This window comes from Nocardia rhamnosiphila NBRC 108938, assembly GCF_000720425.1.
In the GTDB taxonomy this organism is placed as follows: Bacteria; Actinomycetota; Actinomycetes; order Mycobacteriales; family Mycobacteriaceae; genus Nocardia; species Nocardia rhamnosiphila.
In genome coordinates, this window is sequence record NZ_JOAJ01000003.1 from 430,265 (window position 1) to 444,926 (window position 14,662).

15 protein-coding genes are annotated in these 14,662 nt (G+C 69.0%); 5 read left to right on the forward strand and 10 right to left on the reverse strand.

The features are described from left to right. Positions 1–49: 49 nt before the first annotated feature. From IG75_RS0113790 to IG75_RS0113800, 3 genes are read right to left on the reverse strand one after another with little or no spacing between them, the layout of a single operon-like run. A complete protein-coding gene (locus IG75_RS0113790; RefSeq protein ID WP_081876855.1) occupies positions 50–883 on the reverse strand; it encodes a TrmH family RNA methyltransferase in 834 nt (277 codons plus the stop codon). Continuing rightward, positions 880–1,863 carry a tRNA (adenosine(37)-N6)-dimethylallyltransferase MiaA gene (gene miaA / locus IG75_RS0113795; RefSeq protein WP_051714619.1) on the reverse strand — a complete coding sequence of 328 codons (984 nt, stop codon included), beginning with the start codon at positions 1,861–1,863 and terminating at the stop codon, positions 880–882. The genes IG75_RS0113790 and miaA overlap by 4 nt, the downstream gene beginning before the upstream one ends. Then, positions 1,860–2,669 carry a class III extradiol ring-cleavage dioxygenase family protein gene (locus IG75_RS0113800; protein WP_030521654.1) on the reverse strand — a complete coding sequence of 270 codons (810 nt, stop codon included), beginning with the start codon at positions 2,667–2,669 and terminating at the stop codon, positions 1,860–1,862. The genes miaA and IG75_RS0113800 overlap by 4 nt, the downstream gene beginning before the upstream one ends. Before the next feature lie 392 nt (positions 2,670–3,061). Between IG75_RS0113800 and IG75_RS0113805 the strand changes: the two genes are divergently transcribed. Beyond that, positions 3,062–4,450, forward strand: coding sequence for a DUF349 domain-containing protein (locus IG75_RS0113805; RefSeq protein WP_030521655.1), 1,389 nt, complete (start codon positions 3,062–3,064; stop codon positions 4,448–4,450). Between the two features lie 69 nt (positions 4,451–4,519). Here the strand turns inward: IG75_RS0113805 and IG75_RS0113810 are convergent, their stop codons facing one another. Then, entirely contained in the window at positions 4,520–5,227 is a 708-nt protein-coding gene (locus IG75_RS0113810; RefSeq protein ID WP_373863739.1) for an Rv2732c family membrane protein, read from the reverse strand. Continuing rightward, positions 5,224–6,777, reverse strand: a complete 1,554-nt coding sequence (miaB, locus tag IG75_RS0113815; RefSeq protein WP_081876856.1) for a tRNA (N6-isopentenyl adenosine(37)-C2)-methylthiotransferase MiaB — start codon at positions 6,775–6,777, stop codon at positions 5,224–5,226. The genes IG75_RS0113810 and miaB overlap by 4 nt, the downstream gene beginning before the upstream one ends. A 366-nt stretch (positions 6,778–7,143) precedes the next feature. On the opposite strand from miaB, the gene IG75_RS0113820 reads away from it, so the two are divergent. From IG75_RS0113820 to IG75_RS0113835, 4 genes are all read left to right on the forward strand, one after another. Beyond that, a complete protein-coding gene (locus IG75_RS0113820) occupies positions 7,144–7,872 on the forward strand; it encodes an amino acid ABC transporter ATP-binding protein (RefSeq protein WP_156058930.1) in 729 nt (242 codons plus the stop codon). Positions 7,873–7,943: 71 nt separating this feature from the next. Then, positions 7,944–8,783 carry a glutamate ABC transporter substrate-binding protein gene (locus IG75_RS0113825; protein ID WP_030521659.1) on the forward strand — a complete coding sequence of 280 codons (840 nt, stop codon included), beginning with the start codon at positions 7,944–7,946 and terminating at the stop codon, positions 8,781–8,783. A gap of 84 nt (positions 8,784–8,867) precedes the next feature. Beyond that, positions 8,868–9,548 (forward strand): amino acid ABC transporter permease, encoded by a 681-nt coding sequence (locus IG75_RS0113830; protein WP_030521660.1) that lies wholly within the window; start codon positions 8,868–8,870, stop codon positions 9,546–9,548. Between the two features lie 61 nt (positions 9,549–9,609). Further along, positions 9,610–10,503: an amino acid ABC transporter permease gene (locus IG75_RS0113835; RefSeq protein WP_174561174.1), complete on the forward strand. Its 894-nt coding sequence runs from the start codon at positions 9,610–9,612 to the stop codon at positions 10,501–10,503. A 380-nt stretch (positions 10,504–10,883) separates the two neighbouring features. Here the strand turns inward: IG75_RS0113835 and IG75_RS0113845 are convergent, their stop codons facing one another. From IG75_RS0113845 to IG75_RS0113865, 5 genes are all read right to left on the reverse strand, one after another. Then, the gene (locus IG75_RS0113845) at positions 10,884–11,540 is read right to left on the reverse strand and encodes a regulatory protein RecX (protein ID WP_081876915.1); all 657 of its coding nucleotides are present in this window, start codon (positions 11,538–11,540) and stop codon (positions 10,884–10,886) included. Positions 11,541–11,595: 55 nt separating this feature from the next. Continuing rightward, positions 11,596–12,633 (reverse strand): recombinase RecA, encoded by a 1,038-nt coding sequence (gene recA, locus IG75_RS0113850; RefSeq protein ID WP_030521664.1) that lies wholly within the window; start codon positions 12,631–12,633, stop codon positions 11,596–11,598. Between the two features lie 151 nt (positions 12,634–12,784). Next, the gene (locus tag IG75_RS0113855; protein WP_030521665.1) at positions 12,785–13,234 is read right to left on the reverse strand and encodes a nuclear transport factor 2 family protein; all 450 of its coding nucleotides are present in this window, start codon (positions 13,232–13,234) and stop codon (positions 12,785–12,787) included. A 13-nt stretch (positions 13,235–13,247) separates the two neighbouring features. After that, the gene (locus IG75_RS0113860; RefSeq protein ID WP_030521666.1) at positions 13,248–14,117 is read right to left on the reverse strand and encodes a pyridoxamine 5'-phosphate oxidase family protein; all 870 of its coding nucleotides are present in this window, start codon (positions 14,115–14,117) and stop codon (positions 13,248–13,250) included. A gap of 12 nt (positions 14,118–14,129) precedes the next feature. Then, a complete protein-coding gene (locus tag IG75_RS0113865) occupies positions 14,130–14,591 on the reverse strand; it encodes a VOC family protein (RefSeq protein WP_030521667.1) in 462 nt (153 codons plus the stop codon). Between the last annotated feature and the right edge of the window lie 71 nt (positions 14,592–14,662).

Sequence of the window (14,662 nt, forward strand, 5' to 3'; positions counted from 1 at the left end):
ACGTCGGGGCTGTTCTGCACGTCGGTTCGGGTCTCCTCGTCCGCTGTTCTCACCGGGCAAACGTCCGGCGCTGCCGGGAAATTTCGTACAGCGCCACGGCCGCGGCCGACGGCGCCCCCAGCGAACTGGCACTGCCGCCCATCGGAATGGTGACCGTCCGATCGCAGGCCGCCAGCCAGGCGGCGCTCATACCGCTCGTCTCGTTACCGACGACCAGAATCGTGGCGTCGAACAGATCCTCGTCGAAGATCGCGCGCTCGCCGTTCTCGTCGGTCCCCACGATCCGGGTGGGCACACCGCGCGCCGTCTGCCGGTCCCGGAACTCCAGTACCTCGGCCGGTCCCGGCACCCGGAAGACCGGGACCGAGAACAGCGATCCGGTCGAGGCCCGGACGCAGCGCGGATCGTACTGGTCGGCGCCGTGCCCGGCGACCACCACCGCCGACGCACCGAACGCGTCGGCGGACCTGATCACGGTGCCCAGGTTCCCGGGCGAATTCGGCCGGTCGAAGACGACGATCACGGGCGCCTCCCCCGGCTCGCCGATTTCGCAGCCCGTCAGGTCCCCACCGGCGTACTCCGCCACCGCCACCAGTTCGGGCGGCCCACCGGTCTTCTCACCCAGGTCGGCCATCAGGTCGGGCGCCAATCCGACAGTGGGCACGGCACTCGTCTCCAGGATCTCGCGCGCCCACGCGGACAATCCGGGATCACCCAGGCGGTACAGCAGGGTCTCCAGTGGCCAGTCGTGTGCGAGCGCCTCCGTGATCGGCCGGACCCCGTGCACCAGGAAGCGGCTGTCCCGGTGCCGTTTGGCGCGATTGTCCAGATAGGCCGTCCACACCTGGACAGCGGCGTTGCGGCGGTGGATCTGCCGGGTCACGAGCGAGTCCGCTCCTCGGGTAGGCGATCGGATGCCCGCGGAGCGGGCGCCGGTGGATGGGATACCGCAGAGTCTGCCAGCAGGGCGAGAGCGGTCGCGGTCGAGTCCGGAGCGGCGCCGTCCACCCAGCACACCCGGCGATCACGCCGGAACCAGGACCGCTGCCGCCGGACGTAGCGGCGGGTCCCGATGAAGGTGCGCTCGCGCGCCTGCGCCTCGTCGTACTCGCCGTCGAAACAGGCCAGTACCTGGGCGTAGCCGATGGCCCGCCGCGCGGTCTGCCCCTCACGCAGCCCGAGATCGACCAGCCCGCGCACCTCTTCCATCAGGCCCTGCTCGAACATCGCCGCGGTGCGCCGGGCGATCCGCTCGTCCAGTTCGGCCGTCTCGCGATCCACCCCGAGGATGCGGGTATTCCAGCGCGGCGCACCGATCACCGGCGCGGACGCCGCGAACGGCCGTCCGGTGAGTTCGACGACCTCCAGCGCGCGCACCATCCGGCGGCCGTCGGTGGGCAGGATGGTGGCGGCGGCGGCCGGGTCGGCCCGGCGCAGCGCTTCATGCACGGCGGCCACCCCCTGCCCGGCCAGCACCGCTTCCCACCTCGCCCGGACCGCGGGATCGGTGGCCGGGAACTCCCACTGGTCGAGCAGCGCCTGGATGTACATCATCGAACCGCCGACCACCACGGGTACCCGGCCGCGGGCCATGATCGCCTCGATATCGGCGGATGCGGCGGCCTGGTACGCCGCGACGGTCGCCGTCTCGGTGATATCGAGGACGTCGAGCTGATGGTGCGGGATTCCGCGCCGCTGGTCCGGCGGCAGTTTCGCGGTACCGATGTCCATACCTCGGTACAGCTGCATCGCATCGATATTGACGATCTCACCGCCGAGCTGTTCGGCCAGGTCGAGAGCGAGGTCCGATTTACCGGTCGCGGTCGGTCCGACCACCGCCACCGGGCGCGGGCCCCCGCTCACCGCGCCACGGCGGCCGGCCGCCACAGGCCGGCGAACCAGCCGACGCCGAAGGGCGCGCCCCGATACCGCTCGGTCGCCAGCGGCGGCGCGGTGTCGACCGCGAAGAGCCCGGCGAGTGCTTGGTAGGCGGCGCGGCCGGACATCATCACCTCGGCACACAGGGCGGGATCCAAGGCGAGCAGGGCCTCCGCATCACCTGCCCCGGCCGCCACGTCGACCGCGGTCTGCAGCGGCGCCGACCGCGGATCGAAATACCCGGGGGCGGCGGTGGACAGGGTCGCGGCCCCATCGGCGACCACCAGCACCCCCTGCGGCTCGTCCTCGGCGTCGAGTTCGGCCCGCAACTTCGCACCGAACTCCGCACACTTGCGCACCGGCGTATCGGCGGCGAGCACCCGCGCCCGCGCCGGCACGTGCGGGGCCACCGCCGCGCGTAACCAGCCGGCGACGAGGACCGCCAGCGGCAGGTCCGGGTCCGGCCCCCCGGTCGTCTCCGCACCCGGTCCACCCAGGCTCACCCGCACATCCACACCGAAGCCGCGGAAGGTACCCGTCGTATCGGCGTCGTAGGTCTGCTCGGTGGACCCGACCCCGAGCACGGTCCAGTGCGGTGTCGCCTCCGCCAGGGCCGCCCCCACGGCGAGCACGGCCGCGCGGAGTTCGTTCACCGCGGCCTCCGGGGGCTGCGCCCCGCCCTGCGCACCGGCCGGTTCGGGAGCGGAACCCGCGCCGGCCACCGGCGCGCCGCCACACAACTCGGGGACGAGGACGGGCGGCGAGGGGATCAGAGCCGCTAGACAGAACACGCCGTCAACCGTAGCCCGTACCCGCCGACCAGGGACGCGGCCGGTTCTCCGGCAGCGCCGCGCCCCGCCCGCGGTACGAGTGTCTCTCCCGGAAACCGGGCGGCAATTGCTAGGGTGCGAAGTATCCGGACCAGGTCCGACAGGTCCGGATCCGCAGGTCCGGCTGGTCGCCGCCGCTGTCGGCGGTGTGGTTACCGGAAGTGCGGCCGGGTTGAATGGTGGAACGTGCGGCCGCACGGGCAACGCACGCACGCACGACACGTCGACCCCAGCACGGCCGAGACGGGCAGACGTAGCCAGAATCAGCGGGCGTAGCCAGAATGAGCAGAGCATAGCCAGAATGCGCAGCGCGTAAACCAGGCAGCCGTGACGCGCGGCAGGGACGAGGAGCAATGACCCACAGCAACGGAACCGCCAAACCCGGCCCGGGCAAGCCCGGTCGCCCGTCCAGCGCTCCCAAGCCCGGTAACCGTCCCAAACCCGGCGAGGCGCACCCCACCCCGGCCGCGATGAAAACGTCCGGGCCCGCCACCGAACACCCGCATCCGGTGGTCGTACCCAGTGCCACCGATCCCAGCGTCTGGGGCCGGGTCGACGAGGACGGCACCGCCTGGGTCAAGACCGCCGACGGCGAGCGGATCATCGGTTCCTGGCAGGCCGGGGACGCCGCCGAGGGGCTGGCGCATTTCGGCCGCCGTTTCGACGACCTGGCCACCGAGGTCGCCCTGCTGGAGGCGCGGCTGGCCGCCGGCACCGATGCCCGCAAGACCAAGGCCGCTGCCCTCGCCCTCGCCGAAACGCTGCCGACGGCCGCGGTGATCGGCGATATCGAGGGCCTGGCCGCCCGGCTCCGGGCGATCGCCGAACACTCCGACGAGGCGGCCGCCCACGCCAAGGAGGAGAAGGAGCGCACCCGGCACGAGCACACCGAGCGCAAGGAGGCGCTGGCGGCCGAAGCCGAACAGATCGCCGCCGAATCCACCCAGTGGAAGGCCGCCGGCGACCGGCTGCGCGAAATCCTCGACGAGTGGAAGACGATCCGCGGGGTGGACCGCAAGGTCGACGACGCCCTCTGGCGCCGGTATTCCAAGGCCCGCGAGGCCTTCAACCGTCGCCGCGGCGCTCATTTCGCCGAACTGGATCGGGAACGGGCCGCCGCCAAGACCCGCAAAGAAGAACTCTGTGTCCAGGCAGAGGAACTGTCCGAGTCCACCGATTGGCCCGGCACCGCGGCGGTGTTCCGGGAACTGCTGGTGGAATGGAAGAACGCGGGCCGGGCGCCCCGGGAAGCCGACGAGGCACTGTGGCGCCGGTTCAAGAGCGCCCAGGACGTTTTCTTCGCCGCGCGCAACGCGGCGGCCTCCGAACGTGACGCCGAGTTCGCCGATAACGCGGTCGCCAAGGAAGAACTGCTGAGCAGCTACGAACCGGCCATCGATCCCGATACCGATCTGGAAGGCGCCCGGGCCGCACTGCGTGATCTGCAGGAACGCTGGGACGCCATCGGCAAGGTTCCCCGGGAGCGGATGCACGATCTCGAAGGCCGCTTGCGTGCCATCGAGAAGCGTGTCCGGCAGGCCGCCGACGCCCAGTGGCGCCGCACCGACCCGGAGGCGCTGGCCCGGGCCGCGCAGTTCCGGGAGCGGGTCGCCCAGTTCGAGGAGCAGGCGGCCAAGGCCACCGCCGCCGGTAAAACCCGCGATGCGGAGAAGGCTCTCGCGCAGGCACAGCAGTGGCGGGAATGGGCCGACGCGGCCGAGGGCGCGGTCAGCAACCTCTGATCGGTCCCGCGCTCGGCGATCCGTCCGCCGTGACCATCGGTCGCGGCGGACGGTCCGCGTCTGCGGAAGTCAGTCCTTGCCGAACCGATCGCGCCGCTGCCGCTCCTCCTCGCGGGCCGCGGCCAGCCGCCGCTGTTCCTCGGCGGCCAGCTGCAGCGCGGTCCGGCTCCAGACGACCTTCACCCAGTGGAAGGTCAGCACCATGATCGCCAGGGTGCCCAGCACCAGGCCGATACCGGGCCCGGAGCCCACATAGTTGTTCAGGCCCGGGGTCTGCCGGTGCCAGATCGAGAACACCCCGAACGCGCTGGCGATCGCCGATCCGGCCACCGCGATCCACGCGAGCACCCAGCGCCGGGTCATCAGGGCCAGCAGCGAGAAACCGATTCCGAAGATCAGCACGAACCAGACGAAGATCCGCGACGGCAACCCGACGTGTTCGGCCGCCGCCGCCTGGGAACCGAGCAGCACATCGAAACCGCGCGCGCCGCCGGTATGCGGCAACACCAGCGACAGCAGCAGCAGGAACACCGCACCGGCCACCACCATGGCGCGCACACCCGGGTCGATCTCACCCGCGATCCGGCGCTCCACCGCGTCGAGGTCTTCGCGGAATTCTTCGAACTGCTCGGTCTCGGCCGGATTCACGTGGTCCTCGTTTCCCTCGCCTGATCGGTCTCCCGGGGCCGGCGCGTCGTGTGCCGGCGGGGTCGCGTCCCGCGCATCCTCCGCCGCGCGATCCTCGTCGCGCCGGTCGTCGTCGCCGGTCCCGCTCATGTCCCGCATCCGGTGGCACAGCCCGCCGCGACCGGTTCCGGTGCGGGCGCCCCGATCCGTGGCAGGCCGAGTCCGACACCGATCGGCGCGGTCTTCGGCGTGGTACCGGCCTCGTGCGCGTCACCGGCCCGAGTCCGGCGATGTGCCCGGATCCCGGAGTCCGCGACCAGGTGATGCGGTGCCGCGCCGGTCACCTCGACGGTGACCAGGTCGCCCGGACGGATCGGCGCGCCGGCCCCGTCGGGCCGGAAGTGCACCAGTTTCCCGTCCCGGGCCCGCCCGCTCATCCGGGCGGTCGCGGCGTTCTTCTTGCCCGCGCCGTCGGCGACCAGGAGTTCCACCTCGGTGCCGATCAGGGCGTGGTTGGCCTCCACACAGATCTGCTCCTGCAGCGCGATCAGCCGGTCGTAGCGCTCCTGGACCACCTTCTTGGGGACCTGATCGGCCATCTCCGCGGCCGGAGTGCCCGGTCGCGGGGAGTACTGGAAGGTGAAAGCGCTGGTGAACCGGGCCTGCCGCACCACGTCGAGGGTCTGCTGGAAGTCTTCCTCGGTCTCCCCCGGGAAACCGACGATGATATCGGTGGTGATCGCCGCATGCGGCATCGCCGCCCGCACCTTCTCGATGATCCCCAGATAGCGGGCCTGCCGGTAGGACCGGCGCATGGCCTTCAGCACGCGGTCCGAACCCGACTGCAGCGGCATGTGCAGCTGCGGGCAGACGTTCGGGGTCTCGGCCATCGCCTCGATCACATCGTCGGTGAACTCCGCCGGGTGCGGTGAGGTGAAGCGCACTCGTTCCAGGCCGTCGATCCCGCCGCAGGCCCGCAGCAGTTTGGCGAACGCGCCGCGATCGCGCGGCTGCCCGGGGTCGGCGAAGGAGGCACCGTAGGCGTTGACGTTCTGCCCGAGCAGCGTCACCTCCAGCACACCCTGGTCCACCAGCGCCTGCACCTCGGCCAGCACATCACCGGGGCGCCGGTCCACTTCCTTGCCGCGCAGGGCGGGCACGATGCAGAAGGTGCAGGTGTTGTTGCAGCCGACCGAGATCGACACCCACCCGGCGTACGCCGATTCCCGGCGCGCGGGCAGGGTCGAGGGGAACGCCTCGAGCGATTCCAGGATCTCGACCTGGGCTTCGTCGTTGTGCCGGGCGCGTTCCAGCAGCACCGGCAGCGAACCGATGTTGTGGGTACCGAACACCACATCCACCCAGGGCGCCCGGCTCAGGACCGAATCGCGGTCCTTCTGGGCCAGGCAACCGCCGACCGCGATCTGCATACCGGGCCGGGACGCCTTGATCGGCGCGAGATGGCCGAGGGTTCCGTACAGCTTGTTGTCCGCGTTCTCCCGCACCGCGCAGGTGTTGAAGACCACCAGATCGGCCGTCGCGCCGGGCGCGGCCTTCCGATAGCCCGCATCCTCGAGCAGCCCGGACAAGCGTTCGGAATCGTGCACGTTCATCTGGCAACCGAAGGTGCGGACCTCGTAACTGCGCGCGCCGATCGACTCGAGCCGGGTGGGGAGCGCTACCTGTCCGATCGAATCCACGCGTCCAGGGTACGGGCCGCCGTCCGGGCGTTTTCCGGCAGATCCGCACCTCCCGTCACAACGGCCCGGCCCGGCCCGTCCACGACCGCGCGCAGGTGGCGCGCCCGCCGTGGCCCTTCCCACATATGGGGAATCGGCCGATCGGTCCGCCGGTATCGCCCCGTCGGCCCCGCGGCGGGCAAATCCCGGCCGAGCGAACGGATTACAGCGGATGACCACCGGGTTAAACCCGAATTTCGGCTCGGTGTGGCGCCGGGGAGTGTCGCCGAAAGGCTCGCAAAACCGAAATTTCGGCTTAAGGTCAGTTCCATGACCGACACCGACGCCGACACGCCAGAGGCGGCCGGCGACATTACTGCTGTGCCCATGATCACCCTACGCGCCGTCGACAAGCACTTCGGTGCCCTGCACGTGCTGCGCGATATCAACCTCGAGGTGCCCCGTGGGCAGGTCGTGATCGTGCTCGGACCGTCGGGCTCCGGGAAATCCACGCTCTGCCGCACCATCAACCGGCTGGAGCCGATCGATTCGGGAGAGATCAGCGTCGACGGAGTGCCGCTGCCGGCCGAGGGTCGCGCCCTCGCCGCCCTGCGCGCCGATGTCGGCATGGTCTTCCAGTCGTTCAACCTCTTCGCGCACAAGACGATCGTGGACAACGTGATGCTCGCGCCGTTGAAGGTGCGCGGAGCCAAGAAGGACGAGGCCCGCCGGCACGCCATGGAACTGCTGGAGCGGGTCGGTATCGCCAATCAGGCCGACAAGTACCCCGCCCAGCTCTCCGGCGGTCAGCAGCAGCGCGTCGCCATTGCCCGGGCCCTGGCCATGAACCCCAAGGTCATGCTGTTCGACGAGCCGACCTCGGCTCTCGACCCGGAGATGGTCAACGAAGTCCTCGATGTAATGGTTTCGCTGGCCAAAGAGGGCATGACCATGCTGGTGGTAACCCATGAGATGGGCTTCGCCCGCCGTGCCGGCGATCGGGTGTTGTTCATGGCCGACGGCCAGGTGGTCGAGGACACCGACCCGGAAACATTCTTCAGCGCACCGAAGTCCGATCGTGCCAAGGACTTCCTGGGCAAGATTCTCAGTCACTGAATCTGCCCGGCGGATAGATAGGCACAAACTCGACGGCATCGCGCCGTCGAGGAGATGAGGGAAGGAAACCGATGAGGATCAACCGAGCACTCCGCATCGCGGTCGGCGCGGTCGCGGTGGCCGTCACCGCCGCCACCACCGCGGCCTGTGGCGGCGGCAGCGACAAGACCGCGCTGGAGAACGCCCAGGAGGGCGAGCTCACCATCGGCATCAAATACGATCAGCCCGGTCTGGGCCTGCGTAACACCGACGGGACCTACAGCGGCTTCGATGTCGAGGTGGCCAAGTACGTGGCCTCGAAACTCGGCGTCCAGCCGGACGGCATCACCTTCAAGGAAGCCCCCTCCGCGCAGCGCGAAACCCTGATCGAGAACGGGCAGGTCGATTTCGTGGTCGCCACCTATTCGATCACCGACGCGCGCAAGGAGAAGGTCGATTTCGCCGGCCCCTACTACGTCGCGGGGCAGAGCCTGCTGGTGCGGGCCGACAACAACGATGTCACCGGCCCGGAGAGCCTCAAAGGCAAGACGGTGTGCTCGGTGACCGGTTCCACGCCCGCGCAGAACATCCAGAAGAAGTACCCCGACACCCAGCTGCAGACCTACGACACCTACTCGCTGTGCCTCGAGGGTCTGAACAGTGGTGCCGTCGCGGCGGTGACCACCGATGACATCATCCTGGCCGGTTACGCGTCGCAGTCGCCCGGCAAGTACAAGGTCGTCGGCGAGAAGTTCACCACCGAGAACTACGGGATCGGCCTGAAGAAGGGCGATCAGGACACTCGCAACAAGATCAACGACGCGATCGAGGAAATGATCAGCTCGGGCGCCTGGGACACCGCGTTCCAGGAGACGGTCGGTAAGGCCGCGAGCTACGAGACCCCGCAGGCCCCGCAGGTGGACCGGTACTGACCACCGCATCGGAGGGCCGGGCCGCGATCGCGGCCCGGCCCTCCGGTCCGGGCCCATCCTGCCGATCGGAGGCACGCAACCACCGTGTTCGATTTGATCTCTGAATACGACACCCAGTTGCTCGAAGCATTCTGGATGACCATAAAACTGACCGTGTTCTCGGCGGTGGGTTCCCTGGTGCTGGGTACCGTTGTCGCCGGAATGCGGGTATCGCCGGTCCCGGTGGCCCGCTGGGTCGGCACGGCCTATGTGACCGTGTTCCGCAACACCCCGCTCACCCTCATCCTGGTGTTCTGCTCCCTGGGCCTGTACTCCACCCTCGGAATGAACCTGGCCTCCGAGGGCCCCACCTCGCTGGCCGACAACAACTTCCGCTGGGCCGTGATCGGCCTGAGCGTATACACGGCGGCATTCGTCTGCGAATCACTGCGGGCCGGTATCAACACCGTGCCGATGGGCCAGTCGGAGGCCGGCCGCTCGCTGGGGCTCGGCTTCCTGCAGAATCTGCGGATCATCGTGCTGCCCCAGGCGTTCCGCTCGGTAATCGCCCCACTGGGCAGTGTGTTCATCGCGCTGACCAAGAATACGACCGTGGCCTCCGCGATCAGCGTCGCCGAGGCGTCGTTCCTGATGAAGAACATGATCGAAACCGAAGCGGCGCTGCTGGCCATCGGCCTGATCTTCACGCTCGGTTTCGTGATCCTGACGCTGCCCGCCGGCCTGCTGTTCGGACATCTGGCCAAACGATTCGAGGTGGCCCGATGATGCGAAACCTCCGCCCTTGCGGCCTCCGCGGACCGCATGAAACCGCTCTGTGGGAGGCTTTCTGATGCGCCAGGCTTCTGTTCTGTACGACGCACCGGGTCCCGCCGCCCGCATTCGCAATATCGTCTACTCGATCATGGTCTTCGTGGTGGTCGTGGCCGCGGGGTGGTTCGTCTACCGCGGCTTCGCCGACAAAGGCCAGTTCACGGCCGAGAAATGGGAGCCGTTCCTGGACGGGGCGGTCTGGAGCACCTACATCCTGCCCGGCCTGCGCGGCACGGTGGTCGCCGCGCTGCTGTCCATTGTGTTCGCTCTGGTGATCGGGATGATCTTCGGTATCGCCCGGCTGTCGGATCACCGCTGGGTGCGCTGGACGGCGGGCACGATCGTCGAGATCGCCCGCGCCGTCCCGGTGCTGATCCTGATGATCTTCCTGTTCGCTCTGTACTCCGAATACGACCTCTTCGAATCCGAGTACCTGGCGTTGGGCGCCGTGGTGACGGCACTGACCATCTACAACGGGTCGGTGATCGCCGAGATCGTGCGCGCCGGCATCCTGTCGCTGCCCAAGGGGCAGACCGAGGCCGGGGTGGCGCTGGGTCTGCGCAAGGGCCAGCTGATGCGGCTCATCCTGCTCCCGCAGGCGATCACGGCGATGTTGCCGGCCCTGATCTCCCAGATGGTGGTCGCGCTGAAGGATTCGGCACTGGGCTATGTGATCACCTACGAGGAGGTCGTTCGCAGCGCCCAGCAGCTCGGCGCGGCGGAATCCAATACGATTCCCGCGCTCATCGTGGTCGCGATCATCATGATCGTGCTCAACGTGCTGCTCTCGACGATCGCCACCGGACTGGAGAAACGCCTACGGTCGGGCCGCCGCAAACGTGGCGGCGCGGTCGTGGCGGCCGATTCGGTCATCGCCGACGCTGTTCCCGGAGTGGACATCACCAAGTAGTCCGCCGCTGTGCCGGCCTCGCGGGGTCCGGCACAGCGGATCGTCGGCAAGAAACCACCACGCGAAGGGGAGCCGGGCCGGCCGAGATCCTCATAGGGCCTGCCCGCACCGCGTCGGGTACCCCGACCCCGGCGCTCGACTTCGTGCCGGCTCGACCAGGAGACCGGGCGATTTCCGGATGTCGATCGCGTTCGACCGGCGGCCGAACTCGAGCAGCACCTCGGCCGCCCGGGCGGCGGACGTGGCACCGCGACCGGAGAGGGCGATGGACGGCACTCCGCCGACCACAATCCTGCGTTCTGGGTCCAACTCCGCTTCGGAGGCCGGCCCCGGTCTTCACGAGACCGGGGACGCCGCGGTTGATCGGCGCGAGGCACCGCTCAATCCGGCGGCGCGTCCTCGTCGCCGAACCCGGCGGCCTCGTATTCGGACTTGACCACCGCGAAGGCCACCGAATGCCCGTAACCGCGCCGGGCGAGCATTCCGACCAGCCGCCGGATGGACTTCTCCCGGTCCAGCCCCGCCGGCAGGCTCCGCAGTTTGCGGCGCACCAGTTCGGTGGCGCGCTCGTATTCGTCGTCGGCCGTGACGGTGTCCAGCGCGGCCGCGGAGTCCTCCTGCGAAACTCCCTTACGCCGCAGCTCCTGCTCCAGCGCACGCCGCCCCTTCCCGGAGAAACCGTGCCGCTGCCGTACCCACTGCCGCGCGAAATCGGCGTCGTCGATCAGCCCGACCTCGGCCAGCCGGCCGAGGGCCTGCTGGGTCACCTCGAACGAGTACCCCTTGGCGGACAACCGCTGCGCGAGCTCGGCTCGGCTACGGGCGCGAACGGCCAGTAACCGCAGGGCGGCCTCTTTCGCCTGTTCCAGGCCGCCCTGCGCGTCGTCGCCGGGGCGTCCGTCGGTCGGCGCGTCGACCGGTGAACGGGGGTCGGCCGGCCGAGCCCGCTGCGGATCGGGCTCGGCCGGCCGTGGACTCCGGGCGGGATCGGTGGCCACGCCCCCGGCCGCCAGGAGTTCGTCGAGTCGGCGCCGCATCTGCGCCACCGGATCGGTGGCCTCGGTGCGCGCCCCGGACCGTTCGTCCATCGGGTCAGAAATCGGCCGGGGTCTCTTCCGTCGCGGTCACATCGGCACCGATCCCCAGCTTTTCCTTGATCTTCTTCTCGACCTCGTCCCGGATATCGGTGTTCTCCAGGAGGAATTTACGGGCATTCTCCTTACCCTGGCCGAGCTGATCGCCCTCGTAGGTGTACCAGGAGCCGGATTTGCGGATGAACCCGTGCTCCACCCCCATATCGATCAGCGAGCCCTCCTTCGAAATTCCGTGTCCGTACAGAATGTCGAATTCGGCCTGTTTGAACGGCGGGGAGACCTTGTTCTTCACGACCTTGACCCGGGTCCGGTTACCGACCGCGTCACTCCCGTCCTTCAGGGTTTCGATACGGCGCACATCCAGCCGCACGGACGCGTAGAACTTCAGCGCCTTACCACCCGTGGTGGTTTCGGGGGACCCGAACATGACGCCGATCTTCTCGCGCAGCTGGTTGATGAAGATGGCGGTGGTGCCGGAATTGTTCAGGGCACTGGTCATCTTGCGCAGCGCCTGGCTCATCAGGCGGGCCTGGAGGCCGACGTGGCTGTCACCCATTTCGCCCTCGATTTCGGCACGGGGCACCAGGGCGGCCACCGAGTCGATGACGATGATGTCGATGGCTCCGGAGCGGACCAGCATATCGGCGATTTCCAGGGCCTGTTCACCGGTATCGGGCTGGGACACCAGCAGCGCGTCGGTATCGACACCGAGTTTGGCGGCGTAATCGGGGTCGAGTGCATGCTCGGCGTCGATGAAGGCCGCGACTCCTCCGGCGGCCTGCGCATTGGCGACCGCGTGCAGCGCGACCGTGGTCTTACCGGAGGATTCCGGGCCGTAGATCTCCACGACGCGGCCGCGGGGCAGACCGCCGATACCCAGTGCGACGTCGAGCGCGATGGAACCGGTCGGGATCACCGAGACCGGCTGACGGGCTTCTTCACCGAGGCGCATCACCGCCCCCTTGCCGAAACTCTTCTCGACCTGCGCGAGCGCGAGTTCGAGCGCTTTGTCGCGGTCATAGGGCTGTGGCGCCATCGTGACTCCCCTTTTCACCGGGTGGTAGGTAGGTGGTGTGGTTGGCGCCCACAGTAGAGGGCGGCACCGACAAGTTCCGGCCTCAGCCTAGACGAACAGGTGTTCGAGTCAAGCGACGTGGCCGCGCGCCACGGCCCCCCGGCACACCGGTTCACCACTGCGGGAGCTCGGTCGTATCTCCCTCCGGCCGGGGTCCGTGGATGCGCCGCTGCGCCGGGGTTATGGGCACATCGTCGATACTCGCCTCCCGCCGCGCCATCAGCCCGTCCGGCGCGAACTCCCACTGCTCGTTGCCGTAGCTGCGCCACCACTGCCCGGCCTCGTCGTGCCATTCGTACTGGAAGCGCACCGCGATACGGTTTCCAGACCAGGCCCACAGCTCCTTGCGCAGGGCATAACCGTTCTCCTTCGCCCATTTCCGCGTCAGGAAATCGACAACGGCCGGACGCCCGGTGAAGTACTCGTCGCGGTTACGCCACACCGTGTCGACGGTGTAGGCGGCGGCGACCGTCTCGGGATCACGGGTGTTCCACGCGTTCTCGGCCGCACGCACCTTGGCGGCGGCGGTCACGGCATCGAACGGGGGCAGCGGTGGTCGCATCCGGCGACTCCTTTCACGGGTTGACAGGGGAGAGTTCGGGCGGACTCCAGCGCAGTGGCCCCGCGAGCCGCTCGGCCACCGCGTGCACGGTGAATTCGACACCGGCGGGGCCGCCCGGGCCGGTCGCCCAGGACAGTTCGGCCGTACCGGTGAGGTGGAGCAGGCCGCCGGTGTCCCAGTCCGGGATCAGCACACCACAGCGCGGCTCCACCATGAGGTTGCCGAGCGTCATGAACATCGAGTTGCCGCGATATTCCGGCCAGTACAGCCGGTTCGGCGCGCGCACCTCCACGAAGCCGGGGTCTCCCCCACGATGTGAGGCGTCGGCGCGGCCCGCCGTGTCCGTACTGCCCACGAAGAAGGCATCGGCCGCCGCGATCGCGGCGCGCTGCCGGGCATCCAGTTCGATACCGTGGCGTACGTCCGTCGGCGGCTGCTCCGCGACGGCCACGATATGCCGCCGCGAGATGTACTTCGGGCAGTTCGAATAGACCTGATCCACCGTCATGCGCAGCCGATCGCCGACCCGGCGTACCGTCCCGTTGGCCCGCATCCGCCGGCGGCGATCCGGTTCGACGGCGAGGAGGCCGACCCGCCACGGACGGTCGGGCGGCGTCAGCGGGTCGCCGCGCCGTGGTACCGCCGCGATCTCGAGGGTGTATTCGTCGAGGGCGCGGAGGAAGCCCGGCGCGCCGGCCAGCTGGGTCACCCACGGGCGGCCCTCGTCATCCATCGCGGCGAGTACGACCATCGGCTGTTCGGCCAGGAAGCGGGCGGCGGCCTCGGGTATCGCGGTACGGACCGTCCGCCCCACCTTCTCGGCGATATCGGCCTGTCCCGCCCGGCGCTGCACCGCCAGTTCGCCCGGATGGAAAACGTTCATCTCGGGTGCCGCTCAGAAGAATCCGCAGGTCGGCGCCGCACCGCTGGGGGCGGGCGCGGATTCGGCGCCGACCGGCGTATAGACCTCGAGCCGGATACCGTCCGGATCGGCGAAGAAGATGCCGCCGGACGCCGCACCCTCGCCGTGCGCGACCACACCGTCGTGGAAGAAGGTGACCGCGTGCTCGGCAAGCGCGGCTTCCACCTGCCGCACCTGTTCGAGGGACGGAACCTGGAAGGACAGGTGGTGCAGCCCAGGACGATCCACCGGGAACTCCCCCGCGCTCTGCTGCCACAGCGTGAGCGCGAGTTCGCCCTTCGAGCCCAGAAAGGCCCATCGCCGTCCGGCATCGGCTCCGGTGGCGAGCTCTTCGAAGCCGAGAACATCCCGGTAGAAGCGCAGCGAGCGATCCAGCTGGGACACGTTCAGCCCGATATGCCCGGTGGCGAGTCGCGGGGTGACGGCTGTCGTCATGATCGATCCTCCTGGTTTAACTGTTCAAATTGTTTGAACGGTTAGAACTTAGCGCGTGCGATCACCCGGCG

Excerpts from the sequence above, each read along its gene's own strand:
- IG75_RS0113845 (WP_081876915.1), bottom strand. The coding sequence starts at position 11,540 with ATGCGGCGCCGACTCGACGAACTCCTGGCGGCCGGGGGCGTGGCCACC.
- IG75_RS0113820 (WP_156058930.1), top strand. The coding sequence starts at position 7,144 with ATGATCACCCTACGCGCCGTCGACAAGCACTTCGGTGCCCTGCACGTG.
- IG75_RS0113855 (WP_030521665.1), bottom strand. The coding sequence starts at position 13,234 with ATGCGACCACCGCTGCCCCCGTTCGATGCCGTGACCGCCGCCGCCAAG.
- IG75_RS0113865 (WP_030521667.1), bottom strand. The coding sequence starts at position 14,591 with ATGACGACAGCCGTCACCCCGCGACTCGCCACCGGGCATATCGGGCTG.
- IG75_RS0113825 (WP_030521659.1), top strand. The coding sequence starts at position 7,944 with ATGAGGATCAACCGAGCACTCCGCATCGCGGTCGGCGCGGTCGCGGTG.
- IG75_RS0113810 (WP_373863739.1), bottom strand. The coding sequence starts at position 5,227 with ATGAGCGGGACCGGCGACGACGACCGGCGCGACGAGGATCGCGCGGCG.
- recA (WP_030521664.1), bottom strand. The coding sequence starts at position 12,633 with ATGGCGCCACAGCCCTATGACCGCGACAAAGCGCTCGAACTCGCGCTC.
- IG75_RS0113860 (WP_030521666.1), bottom strand. The coding sequence starts at position 14,117 with ATGAACGTTTTCCATCCGGGCGAACTGGCGGTGCAGCGCCGGGCGGGA.
- IG75_RS0113805 (WP_030521655.1), top strand. The coding sequence starts at position 3,062 with ATGACCCACAGCAACGGAACCGCCAAACCCGGCCCGGGCAAGCCCGGT.